The sequence below is a fragment of the Massilia psychrophila genome (genome assembly GCF_002760665.1).
GTDB lineage: Bacteria > Pseudomonadota > Gammaproteobacteria > Burkholderiales > Burkholderiaceae_D > JAFCUW01.
The window spans coordinates 21,166-47,456 of record NZ_PDOB01000027.1 but is presented as its reverse complement, the minus strand read 5'-3'; the positions used below and the strand labels follow the sequence as shown (position 1 = coordinate 47,456).

General features: G+C 60.0%; 27 protein-coding genes and 2 pseudogenes. 9 read left to right on the top strand and 20 right to left on the bottom strand.

Going from position 1 to position 26,291, the window contains the following annotated elements; genetic code table 11:
- The first annotated feature begins 11 nt into the window (after positions 1-11).
- From CR103_RS15825 to CR103_RS15815, 3 genes are read left to right on the top strand one after another with little or no spacing between them, the layout of a single operon-like run.
- Complete coding sequence (locus tag CR103_RS15825; protein ID WP_099916913.1) at positions 12-1,733, top strand: acetolactate synthase catalytic subunit; 1,722 nt, start codon at positions 12-14, stop codon at positions 1,731-1,733.
- 10 nt (positions 1,734-1,743) lie between these two features.
- Positions 1,744-2,502, top strand: coding sequence for an SDR family NAD(P)-dependent oxidoreductase (locus CR103_RS15820; protein WP_099916912.1), 759 nt, complete (start codon positions 1,744-1,746; stop codon positions 2,500-2,502).
- 18 nt (positions 2,503-2,520) lie between these two features.
- Positions 2,521-3,087, top strand: coding sequence for an HD domain-containing protein (locus CR103_RS15815; protein WP_099916927.1), 567 nt, complete (start codon positions 2,521-2,523; stop codon positions 3,085-3,087).
- A 136-nt stretch (positions 3,088-3,223) separates the two neighbouring features.
- Here CR103_RS15815 and CR103_RS24185 read toward each other — a convergent pair whose 3' ends face one another.
- Entirely contained in the window at positions 3,224-3,562 is a 339-nt protein-coding gene (locus CR103_RS24185; protein WP_370659450.1) for a tyrosine-type recombinase/integrase, read from the bottom strand.
- 16 nt (positions 3,563-3,578) lie between these two features.
- On the opposite strand from CR103_RS24185, the gene CR103_RS23505 reads away from it, so the two are divergent.
- Entirely contained in the window at positions 3,579-3,890 is a 312-nt protein-coding gene (locus CR103_RS23505) for a hypothetical protein (RefSeq protein WP_370659451.1), read from the top strand.
- A gap of 20 nt (positions 3,891-3,910) precedes the next feature.
- Here CR103_RS23505 and CR103_RS15805 read toward each other — a convergent pair whose 3' ends face one another.
- The 6 genes from CR103_RS15805 to CR103_RS15780 form a co-directional block, all read right to left on the bottom strand.
- Positions 3,911-4,591 carry a cupin domain-containing protein gene (locus CR103_RS15805; RefSeq protein ID WP_099916911.1) on the bottom strand — a complete coding sequence of 227 codons (681 nt, stop codon included), beginning with the start codon at positions 4,589-4,591 and terminating at the stop codon, positions 3,911-3,913.
- A 42-nt stretch (positions 4,592-4,633) separates the two neighbouring features.
- Positions 4,634-5,260: a glutathione S-transferase gene (locus tag CR103_RS15800; RefSeq protein ID WP_099916910.1), complete on the bottom strand. Its 627-nt coding sequence runs from the start codon at positions 5,258-5,260 to the stop codon at positions 4,634-4,636.
- A 343-nt stretch (positions 5,261-5,603) separates the two neighbouring features.
- Positions 5,604-6,476 (bottom strand): glutathione-dependent disulfide-bond oxidoreductase, encoded by an 873-nt coding sequence (gene yghU / locus CR103_RS15795; RefSeq protein WP_099916909.1) that lies wholly within the window; start codon positions 6,474-6,476, stop codon positions 5,604-5,606.
- Positions 6,477-6,605: 129 nt separating this feature from the next.
- Positions 6,606-7,514, bottom strand: a complete 909-nt coding sequence (locus tag CR103_RS15790; protein WP_099916908.1) for an NAD(P)-dependent oxidoreductase — start codon at positions 7,512-7,514, stop codon at positions 6,606-6,608.
- A 478-nt stretch (positions 7,515-7,992) separates the two neighbouring features.
- On the bottom strand, positions 7,993-8,709 hold the full coding sequence (locus CR103_RS15785; protein WP_180279417.1) for a DUF6969 family protein: 717 nt from the start codon (positions 8,707-8,709) through the stop codon (positions 7,993-7,995).
- Positions 8,691-8,945, bottom strand: coding sequence for a hypothetical protein (locus CR103_RS15780; RefSeq protein WP_099916906.1), 255 nt, complete (start codon positions 8,943-8,945; stop codon positions 8,691-8,693). Before CR103_RS15780 ends, CR103_RS15785 begins: the two co-directional genes overlap by 19 nt.
- A gap of 350 nt (positions 8,946-9,295) precedes the next feature.
- Between CR103_RS15780 and CR103_RS15775 the strand changes: the two genes are divergently transcribed.
- From CR103_RS15775 to CR103_RS15765, 3 genes and pseudogenes are all read left to right on the top strand, one after another.
- Positions 9,296-9,598 (top strand): type II toxin-antitoxin system MqsR family toxin, encoded by a 303-nt coding sequence (locus CR103_RS15775; RefSeq protein ID WP_099916905.1) that lies wholly within the window; start codon positions 9,296-9,298, stop codon positions 9,596-9,598.
- 2 nt (positions 9,599-9,600) lie between these two features.
- Positions 9,601-10,002 (top strand): type II toxin-antitoxin system MqsA family antitoxin, encoded by a 402-nt coding sequence (locus CR103_RS15770; protein WP_099916904.1) that lies wholly within the window; start codon positions 9,601-9,603, stop codon positions 10,000-10,002.
- A gap of 60 nt (positions 10,003-10,062) precedes the next feature.
- Positions 10,063-10,485 (top strand): annotated as a pseudogene (locus tag CR103_RS15765) (IS6 family transposase); the annotation flags it as partial.
- 82 nt (positions 10,486-10,567) lie between these two features.
- On the opposite strand, the gene CR103_RS15760 reads toward CR103_RS15765, so the two are convergent.
- The 13 genes and pseudogenes from CR103_RS15760 to CR103_RS15700 form a co-directional block, all read right to left on the bottom strand.
- Complete coding sequence (locus CR103_RS15760; protein WP_143752641.1) at positions 10,568-10,927, bottom strand: hypothetical protein; 360 nt, start codon at positions 10,925-10,927, stop codon at positions 10,568-10,570.
- 182 nt (positions 10,928-11,109) lie between these two features.
- Positions 11,110-11,703, bottom strand: coding sequence for a lysozyme family protein (locus CR103_RS15755; RefSeq protein ID WP_099916902.1), 594 nt, complete (start codon positions 11,701-11,703; stop codon positions 11,110-11,112).
- 18 nt (positions 11,704-11,721) lie between these two features.
- On the bottom strand, positions 11,722-13,356 hold the full coding sequence (trbL, locus tag CR103_RS15750; protein ID WP_099916901.1) for a P-type conjugative transfer protein TrbL: 1,635 nt from the start codon (positions 13,354-13,356) through the stop codon (positions 11,722-11,724).
- A gap of 223 nt (positions 13,357-13,579) precedes the next feature.
- Complete coding sequence (trbJ, locus tag CR103_RS15745) at positions 13,580-14,359, bottom strand: P-type conjugative transfer protein TrbJ (RefSeq protein ID WP_099916900.1); 780 nt, start codon at positions 14,357-14,359, stop codon at positions 13,580-13,582.
- A gap of 17 nt (positions 14,360-14,376) precedes the next feature.
- Entirely contained in the window at positions 14,377-15,822 is a 1,446-nt protein-coding gene (locus tag CR103_RS15740; protein WP_229443205.1) for a TrbI/VirB10 family protein, read from the bottom strand.
- Between the two features lie 6 nt (positions 15,823-15,828).
- Positions 15,829-16,281 carry a conjugal transfer lipoprotein TrbH gene (locus CR103_RS15735; protein ID WP_099916899.1) on the bottom strand — a complete coding sequence of 151 codons (453 nt, stop codon included), beginning with the start codon at positions 16,279-16,281 and terminating at the stop codon, positions 15,829-15,831.
- Position 16,282: 1 nt separating this feature from the next.
- A pseudogene (gene trbG, locus CR103_RS15730) lies at positions 16,283-16,969 on the bottom strand (P-type conjugative transfer protein TrbG).
- A 313-nt stretch (positions 16,970-17,282) separates the two neighbouring features.
- Positions 17,283-18,065, bottom strand: a complete 783-nt coding sequence (locus CR103_RS15725; protein WP_229443192.1) for a VirB8/TrbF family protein — start codon at positions 18,063-18,065, stop codon at positions 17,283-17,285.
- A complete protein-coding gene (locus CR103_RS15720) occupies positions 18,062-20,644 on the bottom strand; it encodes a VirB4 family type IV secretion/conjugal transfer ATPase (RefSeq protein ID WP_099916898.1) in 2,583 nt (860 codons plus the stop codon). Before CR103_RS15720 ends, CR103_RS15725 begins: the two co-directional genes overlap by 4 nt.
- Entirely contained in the window at positions 20,641-20,952 is a 312-nt protein-coding gene (locus CR103_RS15715) for a conjugal transfer protein TrbD (protein ID WP_099916897.1), read from the bottom strand. The genes CR103_RS15720 and CR103_RS15715 overlap by 4 nt, the downstream gene beginning before the upstream one ends.
- 2 nt (positions 20,953-20,954) lie before the next feature.
- Positions 20,955-21,383: a conjugal transfer system pilin TrbC gene (gene trbC / locus CR103_RS15710; protein WP_099916896.1), complete on the bottom strand. Its 429-nt coding sequence runs from the start codon at positions 21,381-21,383 to the stop codon at positions 20,955-20,957.
- Between the two features lie 9 nt (positions 21,384-21,392).
- A complete protein-coding gene (gene trbB, locus CR103_RS15705; RefSeq protein ID WP_099916895.1) occupies positions 21,393-22,355 on the bottom strand; it encodes a P-type conjugative transfer ATPase TrbB in 963 nt (320 codons plus the stop codon).
- A gap of 241 nt (positions 22,356-22,596) precedes the next feature.
- The gene (locus tag CR103_RS15700; protein ID WP_099916894.1) at positions 22,597-22,995 is read right to left on the bottom strand and encodes a transcriptional regulator; all 399 of its coding nucleotides are present in this window, start codon (positions 22,993-22,995) and stop codon (positions 22,597-22,599) included.
- Between the two features lie 619 nt (positions 22,996-23,614).
- On the opposite strand from CR103_RS15700, the gene trfA reads away from it, so the two are divergent.
- Both trfA and kleE read left to right on the top strand, forming a co-directional pair.
- The gene (gene trfA / locus CR103_RS15695) at positions 23,615-24,586 is read left to right on the top strand and encodes a plasmid replication initiator TrfA (protein WP_180279416.1); all 972 of its coding nucleotides are present in this window, start codon (positions 23,615-23,617) and stop codon (positions 24,584-24,586) included.
- Between the two features lie 1,421 nt (positions 24,587-26,007).
- The gene (gene kleE / locus CR103_RS24180; protein ID WP_180279415.1) at positions 26,008-26,211 is read left to right on the top strand and encodes a KleE stable inheritance protein; all 204 of its coding nucleotides are present in this window, start codon (positions 26,008-26,010) and stop codon (positions 26,209-26,211) included.
- The last annotated feature ends 80 nt before the right edge of the window (positions 26,212-26,291 follow it).

The window sequence follows — 26,291 nt, the reverse complement described above, 5'->3', positions numbered from 1 at the left end:
CGGAGAAAACCATGAGTGAACCAACCAACGTGCCACAGCTGAAGCTGCGGCCGCCGCAGCGCTTCGCCCATGCCCTGCGCAGGCATGGCGTAGAGTACCTGTTCGGACAAAGCAATCCGCCCGGCCTGACCCTGGCCGCCGAGGACCTGGGTATCCGCCAGATCGGCTACCGCCAGGAGAATTCCGGCACCTACATGGCCGACGGCTACGCCCGCGCCACTGGCAAGGTGCCCGTGGTGACGGCCCAGAACGGCCCTGCCGCCACCCTTCTGGTGCCTGGCCTTGCCGAGTGCCTGTCGGCCTCGGTGCCCATCTTGGCCATCGTGCAGGACGTGGGGCCGGACAACCAGGACCGCAACGCCTTCCAGGAACTGGACCAGATGGAGCTGTTCAAGGGCGTGGCCAAGTGGATACGCCGGGTCACCACCGCCGAACGCATCGAGGATTACGTCGACATGGCATTTACCGCCGCAGCCAGCGGTCGCCCCGGCCCGGCCGTGCTGCTGGTGTCGATGGCGCTGCTCAACGAACGCGAGGAAAAACCGGTGCCGGCGCGTTTCGCCTGCCTGGGCCACTACCCGCTGGACCGCACCCAGGCCGACCCGATCAACATCGCCACGGCCGCCGCGCTGCTGGCCAATGCGCGCGCACCGATCGTGTACGCGGGCGGCGGCGTGATCGGTTCCGGCGCCCAGCAGGAACTGCGCGCGCTGCAGGAACTGGCGCACCTGCCGGTGGCCACCAGTACCATGGGCAAAGGCAGCGTGGATGAAACCCATCCTCTGTCGGTGGGCGTGATCGGCTATTTCATGGCCACGCGCGGGATGGCAAAGTTCGCCAGGCCACTGGTCACCGAGGCCGACGTGGTACTCCTGATCGGCAACCGCACCAACCAGAACGGCACCGATTCCTGGACCCTTCTGCCGCGCGGCGCGACCTACATCCATATCGACGTGGACCCGCTGGAAATTGGTCGCAACTACGAAGCGGTGCGGCTGCAAGGCGACGCCAAACTGACGCTGGCGGCGCTCAACACGGCACTGGCGACTCACAACCTGGATCAGCGCAAGGCCGCCCGCGCCGGCCTGGAAAACACGCTGCAGGCCGCGCGCGCCAGCCATCGCGAGGAAGTCGCGGCTGTAACCACCTCGGACGCCGCGCCGATCCGGCCCGAGCGCTTCATGGCGGAGCTGGAAAAGCAGCTTGCCGATGACCACATCATCGCCGCCGACGCCAGCTTCTCGTCGATCTGGGTGACCAACTTCCTCGCCGCCACGGGTACCCGACGCTTCCTCACGCCGCGCGGCCAGGCCGGCCTGGGCTGGGGCTTCCCGATGGCGATGGGCGCGCGCATCGGCCAGCCGGAGCGGCCAGTGTGCTGCGTGGTCGGTGACGGCGGCTTCGGCCACGTCTGGTCGGAACTGGAAACCGCGCGCCGGCACGGCATCAAGGTGGTGGTTGCGGTGATGAACAACGCCGTCCTCGGCTACCAGAAGCACGCCGAAGACGCCGGACTCGGGCGCCATACCGGCGTGTGCGATTTCGCGCCGGTAGACCATGCCGCGATTGCCGAAGCCTGTGGCGTGAAGGGCATCCGGGTTGAACGCGCCGCGGATATCGCCGCCGCCATTGCCAGTGCGCTGGCCGCGCCGGGGTCCGTGGTCATCGACATCATCGCCGACCCCAACGCCGTGCCCCCCGTGACCGTGTTCACCCGTTTGCCCCACTATTAAGAGGATCGCCATGCCAGCATTCAGCCTGGACGGAAAAACCGTCTTTATCACCGGTGGCGCATCGGGCATCGGCCTGGGCACGTGCGAACGCTTCCTGCGGGAAGGCGCGCGCGTGTTCATCGCCGACATTCAGGCGCCGCCGCAAGCGGTGCTCGACGCCGGCGCCGTGTTTCAGCACGTGGACGTGAGCAAGCGCGAGGATGTTATCGCCGCCTTTGCGCAGGCCGAGGAACAATTTGGCCTACTCGACGTGATCATCCATAACGCCGGCCGGCCCGGCAGGGGCAAGCACCTGACCGAGTCGGACGAAGCCGTGCTCGACGAACTGGTGGCGCTCAATTTTTACGGCACCTACTATATGCTCAAGTACGGACCGCGCCACATGCGCGACGGCGGCTCCATCATCACTACCGCCTCGGTCGCCGGGCTGCAGCAGAACGAAGGCTTCTTCGACTACAGCGCCACCAAGGCCGCCACCATCAGCATGACCAAGACGGCGGCGGTGGAACTGGGCCTGCGCGGGATCCGCTGCAATACCGTGGCGCCCGGCCCGGTGAAAACGCCGATGCTGCCGCCCACGCACGTGCTCAACACACTGGCCAAGCAGCTGTCCGCGCTGGGACGCATCGCCCAAGTGGATGATCTGGTGGGGGTGTACCATTTCCTTGCCAGCGATGAGAGCCGCTACGTGACCGGCCATACCATGGTGGTCGATGGAGGGCGCCTGACCGGGTTCCGCCAGGCCGTGCTGGCGCGGCTGGCCGATTGAACACGAACAGGAGTCATGATGAACCAACGTGCAACGTTCACCACCATGCAGGACAGTACCGCTGATGACTGGAATGCGATTTCAGCGGAATTTTCGGCGTTTACTAAGGGCTTGCCGGACCGGGTGATGGCCCATTTGCAGCTGCTGGAAGGCGACTTCGGTGGCTTTCCAGTGGATCGCTACACCCATTCGCGGCAGACCGCGACACGCGCGCTGCGTGGCGGCGAGGATGAGGAGTATGTGGTGTGCGCGCTGCTGCATGATATTGGCGACACGCTGGCGTCCAACAACCATCCGGATATCGCCGCCGCCATTCTCAAGCCGTTTGTCAGCGAGGCCAATCTATGGATGGTTGAGCACCACGGGATTTTCCAGGGGTATTATTTCTTCCATCATCTGGGGCTGGACCGGAATATGCGCGAGCGCTTTCTGGGGCACCCATTTTACGAGCAGACGGCGAAATTCTGCGCGCTGTATGATAGCCCGGCGTTTGATGCGCATGCGGAGACCTTGCCGCTGGAAGTGTTTGAACCGATGCTGCGCAGGGTTATGGCTGCGCCGCGCAGAAGTATCTATTCCAGGTAGCCCAACCCCGTCGTTTCCGCGTAGGCGGGAACCGTGCGTCCGTGAGGGCGTACAAGTAGCACAGTGCAAGTCGGGGTTGTAAGCCCAAACCCCAGAAAATTCCGCCGGGGCCACCTGATGGGAGCGAATCTAAAATTTAAGCCCTTCGCCGTGGGTTAATCGCGCCAGAAATCCTTGAACCGATCCGCCGCCAAATTGGTGTAGCGTGTGGTGTTCTGGATGTTCCGGTGGCCAAGGTACTGCTGGATCGCCCCCGTGTGTCCTGGCCGTCATTGGCCAGTTTGTAACCGGTGGCATGGCGCAGCATGTGCGGATGGACTTGGAACGTGGTGCCGGCTTCGCGTCCGGCGCGCGCGACGATCTTGCGCACCGTATCGGTCGTGAGTGGCGCTTTGCGCTCGCTAACAAATACGTAGGCCGTAGCCGGGTAGTCTCGCTGTATGCGGCGCAGGGCGTGCAGCTCGGGTCCGCGCAAAGGATGGACAAACGCGATGGGCCTGAACAACCGGGCCGAACTCTCGCACCAACCGACGCGGCAACGAGAAAAACAGATGCGCCGCTTCAAATCACCCGGCCATGCACAGCGCTTTTTGTCGGCACACGGCCCGATCAACAATGTCTTCCGGTGTCAGCGCAACCGCCTCTTGGCACAGCAGTACCGGCACGTCCGGACTCACGCATTTTTACTCTGGAATGAGGTCACCGGTGTAGACAACATCCTGCAATCTTCCCCGCTTATTTCTCCAGATCCAGGCAGTTCAGCCTCGATTCTCAGAGCTCATCTTTTCGATTCAGTACGTTGACAGTACCGTTGCCTGAAAGCTCAGGAAATTATCGGGGGGCCGACGAAGCGCAAGTGGCGTTGCTTGATCCACACCTGGGCGCCTTGGTCCCCGGCTCTTGCATCAAGCTGGCCACCACGTGGCAGGCGCATCCAGGATATGCCGTCCAGACGGTCGCCGGTATCGGTGAAGTCGCCGGCCAGAACGAGTATTTCGGCACCGTCGGTGTAGGTCCGTTGCACTTGGGCGCCGGGTTGCCAATGCTCGAGCTGGACGGTTTCGCGTTCATCCTCGAACAGCGGCGTGACCGCGACGCCGGGACGCGTCGGGACGTCGAGCTTTCCCATCTTGTTCATGTCGACGATGACATGGGTACGGTCTTCCGGCGCGAATTGCCAGAGCTTGACAAAAATGGAGCAGCCCGGTGCAGAACCCGGCGTATGTCGGCTGGTGGGGGGATTACGGATGTAGGAGCCAACCGGGTAGTCGCCGTGTTCATCTTGGAACACCCCGTCGAGCACGATGAATTCTTCGCCACCTCCATGCGTGTGCGCCGTGAACTGACTACCCGGTGCGTAGCGGACGATCGTGGTCGCACGCGCAACTTCGTCGCCGATGCGATCGAGCATCCGGCGCTGCACGCCCGCGACCGGAGAATCCATCCAGGGCATGGTCGCGCCGTGCATGACGACGCGCTGACTGAAATCGGCATTGATGTTCATGTGTGGATTCCGTCGTTGTCTTGCGTTGTACGAACCGGTCGATCAACTGCCGGTGCCACCCATGCTGGTACGCTTGGCCATGCGGGCGCGCCAGGCGAGCAGTGCGGTGCAGTCGGCCGGAATGGCGATTTTGGCGAAATCCGCGAACGACAGACCGACAAACAGCGTGATGTCGGTAACCGAGAAATTCTCACCGGCGGCGAACGGTTGGGTGGCCAGCACGCCATTGAAGTATTGCATGCCCGACAGTGCACGTTCATGTTGCTTCATGCCCCATTCCTTGTTCTGGTACAGCTCGAGTGCGCCAAGGCCCGGCGTGGCGTGATGAAAATACGCGCCCACTGCGTCCATCACACCTTGTTCCGCGCGACGCTGCATCATGTGGATCACGGCACGCTCCTTGGCAGTCTTGCCGGTCAGCGAAATGCCCTCGAACGCGTGGTCGATGTACTCGGTAATGGCAGAGCACTCGCTGATGAAGGTTCCATCGTCGAGCTCCAGCGCAGGTACCGACGCACTCGGATTCTTGCTGACGAACGCGGGTAGGCGATGCTCGCCTTTCATCACGTCCACATGCACGAACTGTACTTTTTCGGTCGCACCTTTTTCGGCCAGCGCGATGCGGACCCGGGCCGGATTGGGAAAGCCTTCGTAGTCGTAAATTTTCATGTTGGATACTTTCGTCGTTGGATAAATTAAAAAAATAAATTGCAAAAAGATGCTCTACGGAGGCGCCAAGAAGGTCGTCCGCGACCCCCACAAGTAGTGGAAAGTGTGCAAGACCTGGGGAGGCTGACTGATCATCCGTGCTGTTCAAATGCGATTGTATTGCTACAAGGCTGTCGCGAAGCGACGGAAATCGGCCACATGAGAAACCGCAAAGAACTCCGCTGAGTGTTTTCACGTATCATCTCCCCAGGTTTTGCACGCGCTCATCTACGCCTGCCAGACTGGCGCCAGACCGGATGTGCTGCAGCGGGGTCGGAAGAAAAGGCCATTTCGCCCGCTGGGATCATTCGCGCGGCATTTTGTCCTGCGTCCTGGTGTCGAAATCGCTCGCGTCATGGCGTTCGTGCAATTGGCTGGACGGATCGCCCGTGGTCCGGTTGACCATGCGTCCTCGCTGCACGGCCGGGCGCTCGGCAATCTGCTCAGTCCAGCGTTGTACGTGACGGTACTGCTGAACTTGCAGGAACTCTCCCGCGTCATACAGCTCACCTTTGGCCAGACTGCCATACCAGGACCAGATCGCCATGTCGGCGATGCTGTATTCATCGCCCGCGACATAGGCACTGTCAGCAAGGCGCCGCTCCAGTACGTCCAGCTGGCGTTTGACTTCCATGGCGTAGCGATCGATTGCGTATTCAATCTTCGTCGGGGCGTACGCGTAAAAGTGGCCGAAACCGCCGCCGAGAAAGGGGGCACTGCCGATCTGCCAGAACAGCCACGACATGCACTCGGCACGTCTTGCGCCATTCGAGGGCAGAAACGCACCAAACTTTTCGGCCAGATACACTAGAATCGCGCCGGACTCGAACACACGGACCGGCGCTGCTCCGCTGCAGTCGAGCAGCGCCGGTATCTTGGAGTTCGGGTTGACGTCAACGAAACCACTGCCGAACTGATCGCCTTCGTTGATCCGGATCAGCCAGGCGTCGTACTCGGCACCGCTGTGTCCGGCGGCCAGCAGCTCTTCCAGCATTACCGTCACCTTGACACCATTGGGCGTGCCTAGCGAATAGAGTTGCAGCGGATGAACTCCTGTCGGCAGTGCCTGTTCACGGGTCGGGCCGGCGATTGGACGGTTGATGCTGGCGAAGCGACCGCCGCTCTCCTTGTCGGCTGTCCATATCCTGGGTGGCGTGTAGGTCGATGAATCATTCATGGCCAAAGTCTCAAAAATGTGAAGAAAACGCGATAGCACCAAATGGAAGGCTCCGGGTCAGCGGCGCCTCGTTGGCACTTGTGATGTGATGCCTTCGGCCATCAAACGTGCCACCGATGCCGGCCAGGGTCAATTTGCAGCAGTCATTGAGCGTAGCGCCGCATCCTCGGCCGTGACCAGTTCGATCGCGGTCCAGTCCAGGTTGCCGCGTTTTTTCGCCAGACTGGTGAGCAGGCGGGCATGCAGCAGGTCGGCCAACGGCATCGCGACCATGGCCGCTTCGGCCACGTCGCGCACCAGACGGACATCTTTCATGCCCAGTGCGAGCTTGAAGCCAGCTGGCTCATACGCGCGCTCGGCCAAGGTGCGACCGTAGTTTTGATAGATCGGACAGGAAAAAATGGTTTGCCCGAAAAAACTGGCCAGCGCGGCGCGGTCGATGCCATTCTTTTCAGCCAGCGCCTGCGCTTCGGCCATGCTTTCAATGGCGGCCAGGATCATGAAATTGCCTGACAGCTTGACTACGTTCGCCGCTCCCGGGTCGTCGCCAAAATCATGGATGCCCTGGCCCAGTATGTCGAGAATGGCCTCCGCCCTTTGCTTGGCCTCGCCGCTGCCGGACTGACAAATCCAGAGCTTTTTTGCCGCCGCCGCTTCGGGACGGCCAAACACCGGGGCACTCAGGAACAGGCTGCCGTTCGCAGCATGCAGCGCAGCGAGCTTTTTCGATGTTTCGGGCGAGACCGTGCTCATCGAGATATGCAATCCTCCCTTGCCAAGCTTTTCCAGGATGCCGTCAGGGCCCAGCGTGACCGCTTCGAGTGCGGCGTCGTGGGCCAGCATCGTGATGGCGATACCGCCTTCGACGATAGCGCCGGCCGGCGTATCGGCGATCTCGGCGCCGTCCAAGCTCAAGGTCTCGGCATGGGTCCGGGTACGGTTATAGACAGTGACTGCAAGGCCACTGTTGAGCAGGTTGCGCGCCATCGGTGCACCCATGCTGCCCAATCCGAGAAAACCAATTTTTTCCGCGATCATCCGGTTCTCCTAAATCCGTTTATCTGTTGGTGCTGCCGCAGCGTATATACCGGCGGCGGTACTTTTTCGTCGTGTATCAATCATGCGTACACCCTGCCAAAACGAACTCAACTCCGATGCCCAGCCGGCAGCAGCAACGTTCGCATTGCCACGGCGGCGCCTGCCGTTATCTTCCGTGCCGAGAGGAGACATCGTGCAACTGACGCATGCTTTTCATCATAGTCGAAATACCGGGTATCTCGCTTGCCTGCCACAAAGCATGCGCGGCCCCAGGCGGCGGCGAGTGCTCTACGCTTCCCAGCAGGGTTCACGCTCCTCTGCTTCCGGTTGCTCAGCCGCTGCGAGCCTGAGCAACCGGAAGCATTTCGCCGCCAGGAATCACTGCCGGAAAACTAAAATTCCATTGATTAATTGAAAGTAATTCGTTCGTCGGTGTTACCCAAAAATGGGCCTTTTTGAACCACGCCCTTCCGAGTACCTAATCCGTCATGAAAGCAGATAACTTCGCGTCCAGATCAATGCGGACTTCCGAAAGCAGTTCCAGCGCTTCGTCTTGCAGCTTGTCGGCAGCAGGATGCGACCGCAGGGCGTCGTCTCGCCGCCACATCAATTCCCGCAACTCCGGCTCGCATAGCCGGGTGACCGACTCGATGACAGCATCGATTTCGGGATGCCCGGTGTCGAGCTTCATTGACGAGAGCAGTTCCAGGCTCAAGTCTCCCCCCAGCATCAAGTCGCCCGTCACCCAACTGTTAACAGTGAACAGCGAGATGGGTAATCCCTTCGGGTCGAACCCGATAGTGAGCAGATGTCGCGTCGTCGAATTGGCAGACGGGTTGTCGCACAGCTCGGCGAAGGCGCGTTCCGGCCTTGATTGCAGCCTTCTTCCCCATAAGGGTCTTCTGGCAAATAGGTGAATGTGACCATGCTCCACCGCACCATGTCGATCCTCGGGACTGTGCGAGTGATAAAACCATTGGTAGCCGCTGGATTTGTCGATGGCATCATCTTCCGGGTAGTGCGCCCACTGCTGCGGGGCTTGGCCAGCCAGCAACCGACCCAACAGGTGCGCGCCACGCTCGGCCAGGCCCGCGTAGGTATCCAATAGGCGCAGTCTGGCCGCCGCCAGACGGGCGTCGGGCTGGAGCAAACGTGGCCGCGCTACCGTCATGAAGGTCAGTTCTTGGGTGTGCACTTGGGGCCGCACTTTGGACCACGTTTGGGGGCGCAATTGCTGGCCCCGCACTTGGCGGCCTTTTTGACAGTGTGCTTTTTCGCATGGCATTTCGGCGCGCACTTGGCACCACATTTCATCATGGCGTTGGGTGCGCACTTGGCCGGCGCTGTGGTAGTGTTTTGGCCCGCTGCGGGCAAGGCGAGGGTTGCGGCGGTTAAAGCGGCCAGTGTGGCCAGTTTCAGTTGGGTCTTCATGCGGTTCTCCTAAAAGATGAATGGTTGAGGAATATCCTCACCAGCTAAGAGGCGATATCGCTGCATTTGGGTTCGCGGACGGCGAAAAATTTTTCGTGGGCCGCGAATCGTTCTGCTCTTTCACCGCCTCTTAGTCAGTAACTACTGTGAAAGGAGGCAGTGACTGTTCAGCCCCTATGAACGCCAGAAATTGGGGTTTGAGGTGCAGTGGAACGTAAAACACGGTTAAGCCCTTTTGGCGAGCCCTTGGGGGCGTCACAGAAAACGGAATTTAAAGACTATGCTGGAACCGCCAAAAATCCAGTCATTAACCTACTTGACAAATTAACTGATTAGGTTACCATGGGTGCATGGAAAAAGGTGCCCCACACTGCAAGCTGCCCATCGTCAAAGCCTTAATAGAGGCCGGTCAGGTCAGAGCCACAGCCAGCGCCTTCAATGGAGCGCGCGAGCTTGGCATCAACGACCTGGCCGGGATGTGCGCTGTTGTCTTGTCGCTCAGATCCACCGACTTCTACAAGAGCATGACGACCCATGCCGACCATCGTGTCTGGCAGGACGTGTACAGCACCAAGACTGCTCGCGGCGATGAGGTGTACCTAAAACTAACCGTCATTGATGAAGTGTTGATCGTTTCCTTCAAGGAGCTATGACTATGAAATGCCCATGCTGCGGCGCGGCGGAACTGATCCACGACACGCGCGACACGCCCTACACCTATAAGGGCGAAAACACCACCATCCCAGCGGTGACGGGCGATTTTTGCCCTGCTTGCGGTGAGATCGTCTTGAACCGTGAGCATGGCGACCGTTACAGCGAAATGATCGGTGTATTTCAACGGCAGGTGAATGCCGCCTACGTCGATCCCGACTACATAGCCAGGGTGCGGAGAAAGCTCGACCTCGATCAGCGGCAAGCCGCTGAACTCTTTGGCGGCGGCGTCAATGCCTTCTCGCGGTATGAGAACGGCAAGACCAAGCCGTCGCTGGCACTGGTCAAATTATTCAAGCTACTGGATCGTCACCCCGATCTGTTGAGCGAGGTTAAAACCGCCTGATCTTCTCGAAAATTCTGAGACGCCCCCCGATTGGCCAATTTGAATGGCTCAATGGCGGGTCGCGCTGTCGACAAGCAGGGAAAGACCGCCGACTTTCTGCTGACCGCAAAGCGCGACATGGCTGCGGCAAAGCGCTTTTTCGACAAGGCCATGCAAATGAACGGCGAGCCCAAGAAGATCGCGATGGACAAGAGCGGCGCCAACAAGGCGGCCATCGACGCGATCAACGCCGGCCGCGGCGTGCCGATCGTGGTGCGCCAGGTCAAATACCTCAACAACATTGTCGAGCAAGACCATCGCGCCATCAAGCGGGTGACCAGGCCGATGCTCAACTTCAAATCGTTCCGCTCTGCCGGCGGCGTGCTCGCCGGCATCGAGCTCATGCACATGATCCGCAAGGGCCAGTTCGCTACCAATGGCGCCAATGAAACGTCATTCGCCGACCAATTTTATGCGTTGGCAGGACAAGTCCGTCCAGTTTGAAGGGCACAGTGGCGTTTCTAGAAAATTCCGCCTTTTGCCGAACAACGCGACAAAACCCAAATTTGCTTTCCACTACGACAGGCTAGGTGCTTTGCTTCGGTTCAAGAAATCGCGGTATTGGCAGCGCACTGAGCAGCGCCGCTTTGCATAGCGCTTGCAAAAAATTCGGCACGCCGCGCAGGCTGACCGTTTCTCGCCCCGAGCGCACGGGGTTGATTTCGCCCGCATAAGTCGTGTGTACTGGGTACATGTCTTCGACTCGCACGATCGCAAAGGAATAGCCCTCCCCGTCTGACTGGAACAAGAAGGTGCCGCCTGTCCCAGTCAATATCGCATCGTCAAGGGCGTTACGAAGCTTCAGGAGCGCTTCGACATCGCCAACAATTGCCGCAACGTCGTCGTAACGCCCCGGCGAAATCATGTGCAACATACGGTTACTCATCTTAATCTCCCAGAAAAATTTCGATATAATGAAAATGTTTTAAGTATGCTGCTATTGCCGCAACTTTGGAAACGGGTAATGACGCTTATATCGAATCGATCAAACAAGATTTTTTAGCCGCTAAATTATCGATGATGTGAGCCCGGCCATAGTCCCAGCATTAGCCAATGCCGATTCTGGTCTTATGGTTGGCCGCTGATGAGCAGCTTGCGCGGGACATAACTGGAGGTCGGCACAGTTGGGCTTGTTGGGCTTGCTGTGTGGCGTGTCTTCTCAGGTAGTACAGCGACAGTGGCCGACGTCGACCGTGCAAAGCGAGGCGGCATTGCAGACGCGAGCACATCATGTGTTGGAAACCTGGCCTCGAGCCAGTCCGCCCATTTTAGCGCCCGGCGGATCAAGTCGACCCGGTATGTGGAATTGAACCGACTTGTACGCGAGTGATAGTTCGCCGCGCGCGTCCATATATCTCCGGTGTCGTTCTTGATGTGCATTCGGAGTCGCCACGCCGCTAGGTCGTATGGATAACACCCGGCCGCCGCAACGTGCTGGGCAGTAATCCCATACTGCCCCAGCCCGCGCAAATATCCCGTATTGAACTGTAAGGCACCAACGTCATCCGTTCCGTTGGTATTGCGCACCCACTGGCCAGGCCTGCCACCCTCTTTCTCCGCTACTGCCAGAACTATGTTCGCCGGCACCTCGTACTTGCCCGCTGCAGAGATTGAACAGACGACTCGCTCTTGCATTTGGGGCGGAAGATCGAGAAAAGGCATAACACTTTTGTTGACCGACTACGACGACCTGGACCCGCGGTCTCGGAACGCCGCTACTTCCGCCTCTGCATCCACCGCTTTGTCATCGGCCGCCGCCGAGAGGCTGTCCTCGCCGAATTTCGCCGCCTTTGCCATAGCACCCCGGGCTTCTATTGCTGCAGCTATTTTGCCGCCTGTTGTCTCGCCGATTCGTTCAATCGCCCCGACCTTCAAATCCGCAGCCTTGCCTTTGGCTACATCCCATGAACCGACCGCCAGATTCGCGGCCGTACCCGCTGCTACTTTGCCAGCTCGTGCCGCCATCGTGCCTGCTGCAGCCAGCTTCCCACCTCTCTTGACTTCCTTCGGAGATCCCTCACCAGCGCTGCTGCCTGGCCCGCCCGTACCTTGCGCCCCTGGAGTTGTGCTGCTACTTCCCGAAGTGCCGCCACTGTCTGCGCCTGCCCTTATGCCGCCGCTGCCTGAACCGGTCGAATCAGTGCCAGAGCTGCCGGCGCCGGACGTCCCGGCCCCAGACGAGTTGGCCCCTGAGTCTCCCATTGCCGCCGCGAGCGCGCTACCGCCGCCGCCTGCATCACCACCGGCCCCTCCACCGGCCGCGGCCAGCAAGGAGCTGGCGCCACCGCCGGCACTCTCGGCAGCGCTGGCCTTCGAGTAAGCGGCCATGAGCGCTTGTACGCCGCCCGCAGCACCGGCAGCGCCGGCCGCTATCGCAGCTCCGGCCGATGCAATGGCCGCAGCACCCATGGCCGCGGCACCCACGGCCGCGCCTACCCCAAAGTTCGAACCAAGATTGCCGGTCGTGCCGCCCGCAAGCGCGCCGACCTGGGGCGGGACTTTCGCAACCAGAAACAACATACTTGCTGCTACAACTACCATCACACCCATTTCCTTCAATGAAATGCCCGCACTCATGGCCGCGTAGTATTCATCTATGAATGATCTGCCGACGCCGATAATAAGTACCATCACCATCAATTGAAGGGCTATGTTTAGGATCGACTTGTAATAGCCGATAGCCATTTCCGAAGTCCATTTTGAGCCGCCAAAACCGAGGATGAAAATCCCGGCATAAGCGAAGAAATATCCGCTTACGAGCAGCAACAGCATGTTGACTCCGATTAAAGCGAACAGGAGCAAAATGGTCACGCCGAGCAGCATTCCGAACAAGCTGTCCATCGGCTTCCAGACTGTCGATTGATCTAGCACCTTGAAGAATATATCGAAGCCTATGTCAACAATGCCGGAAGGCGTCAAATCGTTCGGCAATCCTGATGCTTGGGCACCGATCATTCGGAGTGATTTGATGATATCAACCCCAAATTGTGGACCATTGAGAAGCAACCACCAGAAGAAACCGGTAAATATGGTGAACCGGATAAATTCGGCAAAGAACTCGCCAAGATCGGCCTTGCGCAAGGCCATGAATCCGAATGTCCACACCATGCTGATTACAACCAAGAGCCAAAACAACCACGTGGCCCTGGTAATCAGGATCGTTTTCCAAGTGTCCGATGCCGTCTCGAATTTAAGCAGAACGTTGTTCAAAACCCCTACACTATCGACTGCAGCAAAGGCTTGATCTGAAAAAAACGCCAGCCATAGGAACAGCAACCACGGAAGGAGTTGTATTGCAGTGGCTGGCTTATTCATGTCAGCTCCTTAATACGTCCTGGTTTTTGGAGTCGGTTTAAATGCCGGCCCACCATGACCGCACTTGTCTTTTAGCTCGGCTTCAAGTTTTGGGTCGGTAGTCCTTCCCAACTGGTCGCAAGGCCTGGTCGTAACTTCCACGGGCCGATTGCAGCCGTGAAGGAGTACCGCTGCAATCAACATGACAAGCACGGTTACGCTGTTCGTATTCATCATTTAGTCCTTAGAAAGCCCGTGTAACAGGCGTACGGGTAAAAGTACCTCTACGGATGGACTCGGCTGCAGCCGCCTCTTTGGCCTCGCGATCCGCCATGACCTGGTTGCGCGTTGCAATCTCGCTCTGCTGCGCAATTAGAAGCGCCCGGATCTGGAGAAGCTGGTTCGATTGATGGCTTGCGAGCTGATTGGCGTAGCCGATGGCCTGCACCTGGCCGGTGGCGCCCTGCGCCGAGGACTGCAACCGCTCCAGCTGCCGTGCGTCCACCACCATCGCTTCCTGCTGCTGATCGAGGCCCCTGAACAGGGCATCGTTCGCCCGCTTCTGTGCTTCCGATCCCAGTCGTTCTGACGCCATCATGGCGTCCCACTGGACCTGGGTGCAGCCGTTCACCGAAAAGCATGGCGATGCCCGGTAGCCGCTCGCATCCTTGAATTGGCGAAGGTAGGCGTCGACACTGCCCAGGCTGCCCTTGTAGTAGTTCAGCGTGTCGATCGAGCCGCGCAGCGCGTTCATCGTCGTTTGGGCCTGGTCCCAGATGTGCGCCGCCGGCGCGGCCGTATTACGCAGCATGTTTTCGTACTGCTGCAACTGCGTCTGATACTGCTGGATCTGTTTGGCAGTCTGCGCGACGTTTTCCAAAGCCGAAACGGTAGTTTGCTTGACGGTTGCTATATCAATTACCGCCAGCTGCGCCGATGCCGGCGCGACGGCTCCGATCCCGGCAGCCAACGCTACAATCGCCGCGGCTTTAGCGGCTAAAACAGGACAACCTCTCGTTTTCATGATTTCTCTCCTTGGCGTCAATAATCGAAGGGCTGGTACGGCTTGGAAAACGTCATGTCCTTGGTAACGATGACATTGAAACGGTAGCCCGGCCGTATTTCCAGCGTCGGTGAGATGTTCAGGTTTTTGGCGATGAGCTGGGCTGTTACTTGCCCCAGCTGCTGGCCTACAGCCTGACTGAGCGCGCTCTCGAAGCTCGGGCTGCCGAACGGCGTACTTTGCGGCTGGCTTTTGGCGATCCCGGCCGTCACCGCCGACATGAGAAAAGCCGAACCGAAGGTACGCAGGTAATGGTTGTTGACCTGGTCTCTGAAGCCGGAGTAGCCGGCGCTGTCAGCGCCTGGCATAGCGCCGATATCCATTGCCTTCCCATCGGGGAAGATGATGCGCTGCCACGCCACAAGAACGCGCGACTGGCCATAAACGACCTCGCTGGCATAGCTGCCCTGGAGTCGGGAGCCTTGCGGTATGAGCTTCCACTTCCCGGTCGGCGTGTCGTAGACATCCTGGCTGACCTGGGCCATGATCGTGCCTGGCAGCTCCGAATTGATTCCCGATATGAGCAGCGCGGGTATGACGAAGCCGGAGCGCAACTCGTATGGCGTGCGCGGCGCTTCCGGCTGGGATTCCAGGCGCCACCGGTCGCCCTGGCCGGCGCCGGCATAGTTGCTTACATCGTTGCGAGCAGCGTTGGCCTGGACGAGCTGCGGCGCGGCGCCGCCGCCCCGGCCAACCCCAGCCCCGCCAGCACTTCCCGCCGCACCAGCCTGCAAAAGTTGAAGCTGCTGCAGCTGCTGCACGCGAGCCTGGTAGGCGGCCGTCGGGTCATCCCGGGTTGCCGCCTCTATCTGCTGCCGCACGGCCGCCAGACGTGCCAGCGTCTCGTCGTTGCTCGCCGGCGCCCTGCTTGGCGCGGCGCCGGCACCAGGAGCCGAACCGGGGCTGCGCGCTACGCCGACCTGGATACTGGTCCTGGCCTTTGCGGCCTCATCGAACTTCTGCAGCTTCATCATGTGCAGGCGGGCAGCCTCTTCGTCGCCGGCACTGCGCGACCCCTGCCCCTGCCCTTGTCCTTGTACAAAATTACCCTGCGATGTCGGCGGCGCCGGCGGCAGATCGAGGTTCACCGGTCTGGCAATCGGAATGCTGCCCGGCTGGCCAGCTGCTGCCAGATCCGGCCCGGCAGGCGCCGCGCCCGCCTGCGCCTGGATGATGCCGTCCTTTCGATCACCCGCCAGTTCCTTGGCGAACATCGTTGTGGTGCCGGCCTTGACTTGCTGCTGTTCGGCCGACCGGTTCTGGTTTTTCGCCCGGTCCATTGCCACCAAAACCATAATGAGCAGAAAGACAGCAATCAGGGTACCCACAATGTAGACCGGCATATTGTTCACCCGGCGAATCCCGCCGGACGGTATGCCCGGCGAGGCATCCGGCAGCATCTGGTCTTCTGAAATCGCGCCCATGGCCCGTTACTCCTTTCGCACCCAATAGCCGGCCGGGACGATCGCCCCGCCCTTGGTTTCGTACACCCGGGACAACGCCTGATTGTTGACGAGCAGAGTAACGCGGTACAGGTCGGTGCCGGCCGGCTGATCGAAAACGTAGGCGAAGGTGTAGGCGCCAGCCGGCATCGCCACCGCCACCGCCGCTTGAGCTTTGTACTCGCCCAGCGCATAGCCTTTGGCGCGCATCGAGGCCACTAAGACAGTACCGAACGCGTCGCTGGCGACATGCTGCAGATCGAGTCTCGTGTGCGCTGGCGGGTACGTCGTCACCAGTCTTTTCATGACATCGTCGACGACAATCTTTTCATTCGCCGGGCTGGTGCCAGTGACGAAGCTGCCGTATTTTTCCGGCGTCGACGTCGTCGCACAGCCTGCGACGCCGGCCAGCAGCAGAATCGGGAAAATGAATGTGCGCATCTCATTTCTCCCTGGTGATCGTCACGCGGTCCTGCCCTTTGCCGACGCCGGCAATCAGGATCGCTTTCTGGAAAACGGTGTCGACGATGTAGCGGTCGCCATGGACGCGGTAGTTCACCATGACTGTCTCGTCATCGCTGAACAGCCCGCCGTCCTTGCGCACTACAAGCAAGGTCGGCGCCTCGGTCTGGGCCATTGCGGCCGGCATCTGGATGACCGTCTTGACGCCATCGTTGTAAACCCGAACCGGTTTTTAGGAAGCGGAGCCCTTGACGTCGTACGCGAAACTCATGTCGCCGATGTTCTCCTTCGTTTGCGGGATGGTCTGATCCTGTTGCAGCTTCGCCTCGCGCAGCTTGACTGCATCCCACTTGGCCAGCGCATCTTCGGGAAAGATGAAACCGATCCGCGCCATGTATTCGCTCCGGTGCGAACGCAGCTTCATGTGATACGCGCGGCGGTTGGTAGTGACGACGAGGGTCGTATCGAGGCCGACGTCCTGCGGCTTGAGAATCAGATGCTGCACTTCAGTCGCTCCCGAACCGCTCAATGCCGGCTCGACGATGAAACGCTGATCGCCGACGTTCAGGTTGTTCACCTGTTCGCCCGGTTGCAGCTCGACGTCGCAGGCTTGAAGCACCGCGCACACGATGCTGACCTGCTGCGAGCCGTAGACGAAGCGCACCATGCCGTCATTGCCGGCCACCGGCTTCATGCCGGTCCTGCTGGCCGCCTGCCACTTCTGCGCGATCGCCAGAGCCGATTTTTCCTGGGCTGTCAGCTTCGGCGTCTTTTTGGAAAAATAGGCGTCGGCCGGATCCCTTTGCGGCGCCGCAGGTCTGGCGCCATTCTTCGTTTGCTTAGCTCCCGCAGCGGTAGTATCGCCGGCCGCCGTGGTTTGCTGCGCGCCGGCAGCGGCAGTATCAGTGGCCGTCAGCGCAAATAGCGGCGCGGCGGCCAGAATCATCGCCATCACGTGCTTGCTCATGAAATTGCTCCCCTTAAATTTGTTTCGACCAGGCGAAGTTGCGCACGTGGATTCCCAGCGGGTTGTCGCGCATCTGCTGTTCGGTTGTGTCGGCTGCTGCCGGCACGGTGTAGACCGTCACCAGGCCGCGCCAGCGCTGGGGCTGGCCTTTCAGGACGCCTTGCCGGTCCCGCGCCGTCTCGATCCAGTCGACCTGCCAGGTGTCGGGTGTCTGCGCGAGGACGGTGTCGATCTCGACACTGACCGTTTCCTTCTCGGCGCGCTTGAACGGGCTGCTGTCCGCAGTCCCGTTGAGCCATTCGTTGGCCTTGGCGGTTGCCGGGTCGTTCGGCGCCAACATCGAGTACGCGCGGAACACGGCCTTGCGCTGCAACGCCACGTCCGGCGTCACCATCCGCACGTCGCCGATCCATGCCGCAACACTAGCCCGCACGACGGCAGGATCGGCCACGGCGGCACGCTCCGCCGGCGCCACGGCCGCTGCCTGGCCAAGCTTGTCTACCTGGACGACGTAGGGCACGAATTTTGATTGGCTGCCGATATAGATCATGCCGCCCACGCCGGCAAGAGAGATCAGCATCGCCAGCAACCCCATGAGCTGCCACATCTGGCGACTCGCGGCGCTGGCCGCGGTCAGGTCGTTCCAGGTCCGGCGCGCGGACACGTACGGGTTTTCGCTTTCCGCTTCACGGCGCCCGCCTACAACCGGCGCCGAATCGCCGCGTTGTTCGCGCTGATCGCCCGCGGGCCGCTTGACCATCAGGTTCCTGATCGCTTCTGCGATATTCATGTTCATGCCGTTACCCCTTGATTGTTATGTTGTTGGTCCTTCGGTGGTGCCACCGCCGCGTAGTCGCCAAGCCTGAGCCCTTTCGAGGCCAGCCACTGATGCACCCAGGCGTCGCCAAACTTCGCTTCGAGCCGCCCGATCTCGGCGATCGACTCCTTGTCGGTCGACCCGGCGAACGCGAGGGCCAGCGGCCCCAGCGCCAGGTCGTACAGGCGGCGGCCGCCTTCGGACACGCAGTAGTACTGCCGCTTCGGTATGGCACTGGCAATGATGTCGATCTGGCGCTCGTTGAGCCCCATGCGGCGGTACAGGGCCGCCGTGTCGTCATCCCGGGCGTACACGTTGGGCAGGAAGATTTTGGTGGCGGTCGACTCCACGATCACGTCGAGAATGCCGCTGTTGGCGGCGTCGGTAAGGCTCTGCGTCGACAGAACGACAACGCAGTTTTTCTTGGCAAACGACTTGAGCCACTCGCGGATCCGGTCGCGAAACACCGGGTGCCCGAGCATGATCCAGGCTTCGTCGAGCAGGATCGCCGCGGGCTGGCCATGCAGGCTGCGCTCGATGCGGCGGAACAGGTATAGCAACACCGGCAGCGCGAACTTCTCGCCCAAATTCATCAGGTCCTCGATTTCAAAAGTCGTGAACCTGGACAGTTCCAGTCCGTCCAGCTCGGCGTCGAGCAGCTGCCCCATCATGCCGTCGACCGTGTACTGTTTTAGCGCTTCACGGATCGGCTCATCCTGGATCGTCAGGCTGAATTCGGACATGGTACGGGCGCCGCTTTCATGCATGTTCACGATCGCGGTGCCGATCTCGTTGCGCTGCGCTGGCGTCGTGTGGACGCCATTGAGCGCAAGAATGGTGTCGATCCACTCCATCGCCCAGGCGCGGTCGCCCTTGGTGCCGAGGAACTGCAGCGGGCAGAAAGCGAGCCGGCTGTCGTCGGCCGCGACAATAAAATGGTTGCCTTTGACTGCCCTAGTGGTCGGGTACATCGACATGCCCTTGTCGAAGCTGTAGACCGACATGCCCTGGTAGCGCAGGAACTGCAGGGCGATCATGGCCAAGTGCGTCGACTTGCCGGCGCGCGTCGGGCCCAGCATGAGTGCGTGGCCAAGGTCGCGCACGTGCAGGTTGAAGCGGAACGGCGTCGAGCCGTGCGTGACGCAATGCATCAGCGGCGGCGCCTGCGGCGGGTACATCGGGCACGGTGCGTAATTGAGGCCGGTCCAGATCGTACTGGTCGGCAGCAGGTCCGCCAGGTTCATCGTGTTGATCAGTGGCCGGCGCACGTTCTCGACGCCATGGCCCGGCAGGCTTCCCAGGTAGGCGTCGAGCGTGTTGATCGTTTCGATCCGCGCACCAAAGCCGAGCCGGCGAATCGCTTTTGCCAGCGATAGCGCCGCCGCTTCCGCGCGTTCGCGGCTCTCGTCCATCAGCACGACGACGCTGGTGTAGTAGCCTTGCGCGACCAGGCCGCTGTTCACTTCCGCAATCGCCGATTCGGCGTCGGCCACCATCGACAGGGCGTCCTGGTCGATCGAGCCGGTATTGGTGTTGAACACCTGATCAAAAAAGCCGCGGATTTTTTGCCGCCACTTCTTGCGGTATTTGTCGAGGTGCGCGACGGCTTCGTGCGGATCCATGAAGATGAAGCGCGAGGACCAGCGATACTCGCACGGCTGCTCCCCCAAGGCCGTCAGGATGCCGGGCGAGGACTCGAGCGGAAAGCCGTCGATCGCCACCGTCTGGACGAACTTGCGGCCGATCTTCGGGACCACGCCGCCGCGCAGCTCCTGGCCGCCGATCAGCACGTCAAGGTACATCGGATTGCCGGGCAACTGGATCGGTTGACTGATGCCCGTCACGCAAAACTGCAGCCAGCGCAAAAAATCGTCGTGGCTGACGGTGGTGCCGTCTTCCTGCATCACCTTTTGTGCGCGCAGGCGCGTGACTTTTACCGCCGCGGTCAGGCGCGATTCGATCGTCCTGCAGTCACGGTTGAAGGCGTTGATCAGGGAATGCGTGCGCGCCTTGTGGTCTAGCGCTGCCGCCTCGTCGTGAAACATCAGTTCGACGAACTTGCGCTGCGCCAGCAAGGGCGGGAAGTACGTCAATGTCAGGACGAAATAACCTTCGTACATCGTTCCCAGGCCCTCGAAGAGGCGCCGCCGCTCTTCATCGATTGCCTTTGACACCGGATCGGGAAAATGCGACAGGCCCGGATCCGAATAACCGGGAGCCGGCCGGCGCACGGCGTCGACGTGCACCATCCAGCCGTTACCAAGGTTTGACAACGCCTGGTTGATCCTGAACGACACCATTTCGCGCTGCTCGTCGGTGCTGCTGCCGTTGTCGTCGCCCTGATAGAGCCAGGAGGCCATGAACGAGCCATTTTTGCCGACGATCACGCCGTCATCGACCATGGCCGCATAGTTGAGCAGGTCGGCGAAGCCTGCCGCCCTGGAGCGGTGTTTTTTCAGCTTTGCCTCGTCGTTGACGGCGCGCATGCGCGCGTACAAGAGCAGCAGCATGAGCGCGCCCAGGACCGCGAGGACGATTGCAATGGTGGCGATGGTCATTTGTATTGCCTTCCCTGACTGCCCGTGTTCAAACGGAACGGCGTGCTGCGCGGCGCGTAGTACGGCTTGTACTTGCGGTGCCGCAGGTACACGAAGCGCAGCTGAGGATCGGACTTCGCCATCAGCCGGGTCGCAAACAGGGCGCCGAACCACAGCAGGAGCCCGATGACCGTCGCCCGCACCTCCTGGGCGTTGAAAATCAGCGCGAACGCCAGCAAGCCGGCGAACATCACCAGTTCACGATCCCCACCCATGAACAGGTTGTGTCGATTTCCGGCCCGACGAATGGGTATCGTGCGCAGCGCCATGGCTATGCCACCCTGCCCGCGGCGGCCATTGCCATCACCTTCATTCCGGTCACGGCAGCACCGTCCAGGGCGGCGATTTCAGCGCCGCGGCCGAAGAAGGTGGCCATCACGTTCTGCGCGCCGACCAGCAGGGCCATCACCAGTACCACGAAGATAAAGGTACGAAAAAAACCGTTCAGGTCACCACCGAAGATCAACGTGCCGCCGGCGACGACGAGACCGAGCAGCGACAGCGAGAACGCGACCGGACCGGTCGCGGAATTGCGCAGGTTGGTCAGCCAGCTCTCGTACGGCAACGAGCCGCCGGTGCCTTCAGAAGCAAAAGCCGCGTGCGGAGCAAGCAGGATGACGGCGAACAACAGTGCGGCGCAGGCGTAGAACGTCAGGGTTCGGTTAACAGCATCAGGCTGGCGGATGGGCAGTACGTGCATGAAAAGCTCCTAAAGGGTTTTGGTGATGTACTGTCCGTTTGCATAGCCGGAAATCTCGACAACTTCCTGTACGCGGCGGCCGGTCGTGGTGCGGGCGATGTGGACGACAACATGAACCGCCTCGCCAATGAGCGGTTCAATGTCGGCGGGTGCCGATTCGTTACGGGTGATGAGCGATTTGAGCCGCGTCAGCCCGGCGTGCGCATCGTTGGCGTGCAGCGTGGCTGCGCCGCCTTCATGCCCGGTGTTCCAGGCGTCGAGCAGATCGAGCGCTTCGGCGCCGCGCACTTCGCCGACCAAGATGCGGTCGGGACGCATGCGCAGGGTTGTTCTGAGCAGCACCGTCATGGGCACTTCGGGCGACGTGTGGTACTGGACGAAGTTTTCTGCGCAGCACTGGATTTCTCCGGTGTCCTCGAGGATGAAAACTCGCTCGTGCGGATTGCTGTCGACCATGTCGCGGATGATGGCGTTGATCAGCGTTGTCTTGCCGGATCCGGTCCCGCCTGTCACCAGGATATTGCGGTGATTTTTTACGGCTGACTTGATTGCCGCGCAGTGCTGCGGCGCCATGATGTCGCTATCGACGTACTGCTGCAGTGTGAAAACGGCGATCGCCCGTTTCCTAATGGCGAAGGTCGGCCCGGGCACGATCGGCGGCAGCTGGCCGGCGAAACGCGATCCGTCCAGCGGAAACTCGCCTTCGATGAGCGGCTTGAGGTGCCTCGCTTCCTTGCCGTGACAGGCGGCTACGGTTTTGATGATCGCTTCGGCCTGGGCGGCGCGCAGCGTGCCGATGCACGTCATGCCCTCGCCGAGGCGTTCCAGCCACAGGCGGCCGTCGCTGTTGCACATGATCTCGACCGTTTTAGGGTGATTGAATGCGGTCATGAGCAGTTCGCCCATGTCGCGCACCAACTTTGCTTTCGCCCGTTCTTTCACGCTCGAAAAGTTGTCTTCCGTCTCATGCATATTACTTCCCGTCACTTCGATGCCTTGATTTTACGATCAGAGGATATACCGAAATTCGACTTGGGACAAAGAGCGGAGATGTTGTATCGTGCCGACGTGCGGAAGGTTTGTCCCGGCGCAATAAGGAGCGTTTAAAATTTATTGCCGAAACTGAGTTTTGTTGCCCGCTGGAGAGGCGGGTAAGGCGAGCACTTTGCGCGCTCGTCAGGCTTATTTCGCTGCCAAAGGTTTTACCCTGGCGTCACGTCTTTGAACGCCTGCTTTTCGTTTTGCTTAATTTCGACCGGTTATCGGCATCCCATTGGCGAACCTGGAAGGCCTGGAATTCCGTGAGAACGGCTGACACGCGTTCCAGCCCGGGGGGCAGGCTCAGGCGCGCGTGGCCGCCGGCGAGGGCGTCCAGCGATTCCTTGTCGAGATCGGTCGATTCCAATAATGTCGCAAGCGGTTTTTCAAGTGCATCGGCGATCTGCTCCATGATCCGCAGCGAAGGATTGCCCTGCCCTGTCGTCAGATCGGAGAGAAACGACACGGAGATGCCGGCGCGGGTGGCCAGGTCGGACTTCGTCAGCCCCAGCTCGTCGAGACTGCTGAGAATGTTGGTAAAGAAGATCAGGTTGTAGACAGAAGGTGTGGTCATGTGGGGCGAACGATTTTAGCCGCTAAAGTTTTATGGGGAATATTCAGCTAAATTGCCTTCATCCAGTCAGCCCGGCATATCAGTCAACCATGTTATCGCTTCAATATCTCGACAATATTAACCGTGATCGCCCCTTTCAGGATAGCCCGATCAGAGTACACAAGAATGCCACGTGTAAAAAGGACAACGACAGTAGCGAATACGCCTGGAGACACCAGGCGGGTGTGCGCAGACGAACTTGCCACACAAGGCAAGAGGCAGGGCAACGTCAAGGGCGCACGGGGCATTTTCGTGACCGTTAAGCGCATTCACGAAAACCGGGGATGCCCCGTCGAAGCTTGCCCGAGCGCCGTGCTCGGTCGCTGCGCGACTGGCCGCCTGGCGGCCACTTTTCAGGCCACCCGCTTGCCTGACCCCGCATGGCACTGCCAGCCCGGCACCTGCGCGCACGGCTGGATGCAGCGTCAACGATCCGTCCGGCGCTGCGCGCCTCGCTCACAGCCAGCATCCCTCAGCGGCAGGAACTATTTTCGGTATATCCTATTCTGATATACATGGACACCAAAGTTTCCCAATGATATCGTAGCGGCAGAGGATGACGTTCATGAATGAAACAGATATGACTGCAACAAACGCCGGTATCCCATCCGATATTTCGCCTGTGACACCGGTACCGCGGCGCCGCCGCGCGCCCACGGTGGTGAAAAGCACGCCGGCGGTGCAAGCGGCAAAATCGCGCGCCGTCAAGACCGACAATTCGCCTCAAATGGGTCTGGACCTGTGGCCCGACACCGTGCGCGGCATCCCGAATGCCGCACTGCGCGGCTCGCTGTTTTCGATCAGCCAGATCAGGCCTACCGCAAAAAAGCGCGAACTCATCGCTGCCGTCGACGGCATCGAGGTGCGCGTCAAAGGCGAGCGCTTCAATCAGAGCGACCTGGACGTATGGGAAGAGCTGATTCACCTGGCGCGCGGCAAGGCGCTCGGCGACCGTGTCCAGTTCTCGTCGAATGCGTTATTAAAAGCGCTCGATCGCGGCACCGGCGGCACGCAGCATGAGCAGCTGGCCGAGGACATCATGCGATTGCGAAGCACAAGCGTCGAGATCCGCTGGGTCAAGGAAGGCAAGAGGTTTGCCGGCGGCCTGATCAGCGAATACTTCTACGACGAAAACTTGCAGGCATACGTGGTTGTTTTCAGCGAGAAAATGCTCAAGCTGTTTTCGGAGGGATATACGCGGGTCGACTGGGAACAGCGCAAGCGCCTCAAATCGAACAATCTCGCGAAATGGCTGCATGCGTTTTATTCATCCCATGCAGAGCCGTTCGACTACAAGGTCGAGACGATCCGTGACCTGTGCGGCAGCAAATCGGACCAGCGGCTGACGGACTTTCGCAAGCAGCTGCGCGTTGCCGTGGAAAAGCTCAAAAGCATCGGCGCCCTGCTCGAGTGGAAGATCGATCCGAAATCCGATCTCGTGTCAGTGCGCAAGAAGCCCTCGGCCAGCCAGGCGCGCCACCTCGAAAAGCGTAAGGAGCGCGAAAACAATGCAGCCTTCAACGCTCCGCAAGTCGGTTTCGAGCAATTTTGACGTTCGCACCCTGCGGCATCTGACTCCCACCTAGGCGCAGATTGCGGTGGCTGGCGTCGTTCATTGACCCCTGTGAGGCTTTTCATTGGTGCGATCGACCTGGCGAGAAGCTTCATTGCCGGTCGTCTGGCCGTTGAAAGTGCAAAACCACGGCATCTGACTCCCGCTTGTGGCATTTCATGGTCATTCTGCGCCGACATATCTGACGTCATCTGACTCCCACCCACGTGAATCAAGCTCAAAATGGCCGGCGTACCGCCTTGCCAGCTGCCGGCGCACCGTTTTCAGCGGCCGGACCGCTGCGGCATCTGACTCCCACCCGCAGCCACGGCATCTGACACCCGATTAGGGTGCGGCATCTGGTTCCCGGCAAACGGCATCTGACACCCGCTCCTACGGCATCCGGTTCCCGCAGTAGCGGCATCTGACTCCCGCAAAGTGGCTGTTTTTCATAGGGAAGCAGGGCGGCCCTAATCGTTTTTTAATCCTTTTTTTAATATGCACGTGACCGTGGCATTTTAATCCACCACCCCGCCCGCGTTGCGGGCACCCCGTGAGGGGAAATCCAGACTGCGCTTCGCGCACAAGGGAATACTGCCCCGCGCAACCGCTACAGGAGAAATTACGCGTTTTTAGCTGCTCAAATTTCGAAAACAACCAAGCACAACAGATCGCGCTAAGCGCTCCAAGAAAACAAGATAAAAACATCAGAATGACAGGCACACGAAAAAAGGCACCTGCTCAGGGCGGATAACAGGACATCCGAGCTGCAAGCGGGCCGAGGCCCGATCGGAAGCCGACCGGTTTCAGATGCTACTGGTTTACGCCAGGAAGAAGCCATGTGGCGCGCCTGCCGGTGGCTGCCCGCGCGAACTGCTTCACGCAGACAGCCTGGTGAGGTCGCTATTGGCAAAAATGACGAAACGGTTCAGAACGACGCACAAGGCGTTTTATGCGGGCGAACGAGGACAAACGCCATCGGTCAGGCGTTTGCACGTTGCAGACTTCATTGTTAGCGTTGACAGGGTTTGTTTGGGTTTTAGGGGTCGGATTCATCCGGCCCAACTTGAAGCAGCCGTTCAGATTTGCGAAGCAAATCGGGACGGAACCAAGCGGGAGCGCGGTAAGGTGTTTCGATACCATTTGAAGACGGAGGCGACGCGTGGCAGAAGCATAGTCGGTGGTGGCAGGTTCAAGTTGAGCCGGCGGAAGCTGCAAGTGTTGGAGTTGAAGCTCCCCGGATCGCTCCGGGGGCTTGGTCTGAGCACTGACATACTCAGACCCAGGCGCGGAGACCTGTGACCAGCATTGAAACTCGAAATCGAGAAAGGGTCAAGCCAAGCTGAAAATATTCGAGTTCCCGACGCCGAAGACCGACCGTCTTTCCCCTGCAGCTTCGTGGCCTGCGTCGAAGGAGGCGCGTGGCAGTTCTGCTTTACGGGTATCTGGGTACGGTCTCTGTATGGCCGTTGCTTAGATATGTAGTAACCCTAGACCGCGTGTTTCAGTTCTTCCTCGTGCTGTGGTTATGGGATATGCCAGGTACATTTGCCAGCTTTACCTTCATGGCTTACTTCGTCGCTTGGTCAGTGATGGCTGCTTTATTGAACACCTGTGCGCTTTAGCCGCTAAATTATTGACTTTATCAATAAGTTTAGCTAAACTATCTGCGTGGCTGGCTGACACCGGCTTTGTTCAACCAAAG

Coding starts and splice junctions, on each gene's coding strand:
- CR103_RS15825 (WP_099916913.1), top strand. CDS start 12: ATGAGTGAACCAACCAACGTGCCACAGCTGAAGCTGCGGCCGCCGCAG.
- CR103_RS15820 (WP_099916912.1), top strand. CDS start 1,744: ATGCCAGCATTCAGCCTGGACGGAAAAACCGTCTTTATCACCGGTGGC.
- CR103_RS15815 (WP_099916927.1), top strand. CDS start 2,521: ATGAACCAACGTGCAACGTTCACCACCATGCAGGACAGTACCGCTGAT.
- CR103_RS23505 (WP_370659451.1), top strand. CDS start 3,579: ATGGGCCTGAACAACCGGGCCGAACTCTCGCACCAACCGACGCGGCAA.
- CR103_RS15805 (WP_099916911.1), bottom strand. CDS start 4,591: ATGAACATCAATGCCGATTTCAGTCAGCGCGTCGTCATGCACGGCGCG.
- CR103_RS15800 (WP_099916910.1), bottom strand. CDS start 5,260: ATGAAAATTTACGACTACGAAGGCTTTCCCAATCCGGCCCGGGTCCGC.
- yghU (WP_099916909.1), bottom strand. CDS start 6,476: ATGAATGATTCATCGACCTACACGCCACCCAGGATATGGACAGCCGAC.
- CR103_RS15790 (WP_099916908.1), bottom strand. CDS start 7,514: ATGATCGCGGAAAAAATTGGTTTTCTCGGATTGGGCAGCATGGGTGCA.
- CR103_RS15780 (WP_099916906.1), bottom strand. CDS start 8,945: ATGAAGACCCAACTGAAACTGGCCACACTGGCCGCTTTAACCGCCGCA.
- CR103_RS15775 (WP_099916905.1), top strand. CDS start 9,296: ATGGAAAAAGGTGCCCCACACTGCAAGCTGCCCATCGTCAAAGCCTTA.
- CR103_RS15770 (WP_099916904.1), top strand. CDS start 9,601: ATGAAATGCCCATGCTGCGGCGCGGCGGAACTGATCCACGACACGCGC.
- CR103_RS15760 (WP_143752641.1), bottom strand. CDS start 10,927: ATGAGTAACCGTATGTTGCACATGATTTCGCCGGGGCGTTACGACGAC.
- CR103_RS15755 (WP_099916902.1), bottom strand. CDS start 11,703: ATGCCTTTTCTCGATCTTCCGCCCCAAATGCAAGAGCGAGTCGTCTGT.
- trbL (WP_099916901.1), bottom strand. CDS start 13,356: ATGAATAAGCCAGCCACTGCAATACAACTCCTTCCGTGGTTGCTGTTC.
- trbJ (WP_099916900.1), bottom strand. CDS start 14,359: ATGAAAACGAGAGGTTGTCCTGTTTTAGCCGCTAAAGCCGCGGCGATT.
- CR103_RS15740 (WP_229443205.1), bottom strand. CDS start 15,822: ATGGGCGCGATTTCAGAAGACCAGATGCTGCCGGATGCCTCGCCGGGC.
- CR103_RS15735 (WP_099916899.1), bottom strand. CDS start 16,281: ATGCGCACATTCATTTTCCCGATTCTGCTGCTGGCCGGCGTCGCAGGC.
- CR103_RS15725 (WP_229443192.1), bottom strand. CDS start 18,065: ATGAACATGAATATCGCAGAAGCGATCAGGAACCTGATGGTCAAGCGG.
- CR103_RS15720 (WP_099916898.1), bottom strand. CDS start 20,644: ATGACCATCGCCACCATTGCAATCGTCCTCGCGGTCCTGGGCGCGCTC.
- CR103_RS15715 (WP_099916897.1), bottom strand. CDS start 20,952: ATGGCGCTGCGCACGATACCCATTCGTCGGGCCGGAAATCGACACAAC.
- trbC (WP_099916896.1), bottom strand. CDS start 21,383: ATGCACGTACTGCCCATCCGCCAGCCTGATGCTGTTAACCGAACCCTG.
- trbB (WP_099916895.1), bottom strand. CDS start 22,355: ATGCATGAGACGGAAGACAACTTTTCGAGCGTGAAAGAACGGGCGAAA.
- CR103_RS15700 (WP_099916894.1), bottom strand. CDS start 22,995: ATGACCACACCTTCTGTCTACAACCTGATCTTCTTTACCAACATTCTC.
- trfA (WP_180279416.1), top strand. CDS start 23,615: ATGACTGCAACAAACGCCGGTATCCCATCCGATATTTCGCCTGTGACA.